Below are 1,480 nucleotides of genomic sequence, written 5' to 3' on the forward strand. Positions count from 1 at the left end.
GCCTCACCCACACCCGACACCACCCACGGCACAGCAGGCAGCCCAACACGCTCGCCCCCAGCCTCCTCCACCGTCACCGCAGGCGCCTGCTCCACAATCACATGCGCATTCGTCCCACTCACCCCAAACGCCGACACACCCACCCGACGCGGCCGATCCACATCCGGCCACACCACCTGCTCAGTCAGCAACTCCACCTCACCAACCGACCAATCAACATGCGGCGACGGCTCATCGACGTGCAAGGTCCGTGGCAGCACACCGTTGTGCAGGGCCAGAACCATCTTGATGAGTCCGGCGACACCTGCGGCCGCCTGGGTGTGCCCGATGTTCGACTTCACCGAACCCAACCACAGCGGCCGACCCGGATCCCGATCCTGACCGTACGTGGCCAGCAACGCCTGCGCCTCGATCGGATCACCCAGCGTCGTCCCCGTACCGTGCGCCTCCACCGCATCAACATCCCGGGCAGCAAGCCCGGCGCTCGCCAGCGCCTGCCGGATCACACGCTGCTGCGACGGACCATTCGGCGCAGTCAACCCATTCGACGCACCATCCTGATTCACCGCCGAACCCCGCACCACCGCCAACACCCGATGCCCATTGCGCTCAGCATCAGACAACCGCTCCACCACCAGCATCCCCACACCCTCGGAGAAACCGGTGCCGTCCGCCGCCCCCGCGAACGCCTTGCACCGACCGTCCGCGGCGAGGCCGCGCTGACGGGAGAACTCCACGAACAGACTCGGTGTCGCCATCACCGTGACACCGCCCGCAAGCGCCAGCGAGCACTCACCGTTCCGCAGCGCCTGCACCGCCAGATGCAACGCCACCAGCGACGACGAACACGCCGTGTCCACCGTCAGGGCAGGTCCCTCGAGGCCCAGGACATAGGCGATCCGGCCGGACATCACCGACGCCGAATTGCCCGTTCCGATATGGCCCTCGAACTCCTGCGGCTGATCTCCGCCCAAAAGGCTGACGTAGTCCTGGCCGTTGGTACCGGCGAACACTCCCGTCGTGCTGCCCCGCAGCGACCGAGGATCGATCCCCGCCCGCTCGAACGCCTCCCAGGACGCCTCCAGCAGCAGCCGCTGCTGCGGGTCCATCGCGGTCGCCTCACGCGGGGAGATGCCGAAGAATCCGGCGTCGAACGCGGTCGCGTCATCTACAAAGCCACCTGTCCGCGTGTACGAGGTCCCCGGGTGGCCGGGGTCGGTGTGGAAGAGCCCGGCCAGGTCCCAGCCACGGTCGGCGGGGAAGGCCGACATCGCGTCCCCGCCCTCGGTGAGAAGACGCCACAGGTCCTCCGGCGAACTCACCCCACCGGGGAAGCGGCAGCTCATCCCGACGATCACGATCGGATCGTCGTCCACGAGGGACCCGCTCGGCTCGGTGTGCAGGGGCTCTGCGGCCGTCCCCAGCAGTTCGGAACACGCGTATTCCGCAAGGGCGAGCGGCGTCGGGTAGTCGAATACGG

1 protein-coding gene is annotated in these 1,480 nt (G+C 68.0%); it reads right to left on the reverse strand.

Annotation, left to right across the window (positions count from 1 at the left end; genetic code table 11):
• The coding region (locus KN815_RS47465; protein WP_253209701.1) for a type I polyketide synthase at nucleotides 1-1,480 on the reverse strand (1,480 nt) is incomplete at both ends.

It is taken from the genome of Streptomyces niphimycinicus (genome assembly GCF_018883605.1).
GTDB classification, from domain to species: domain Bacteria; phylum Actinomycetota; class Actinomycetes; order Streptomycetales; family Streptomycetaceae; genus Streptomyces; species Streptomyces niphimycinicus.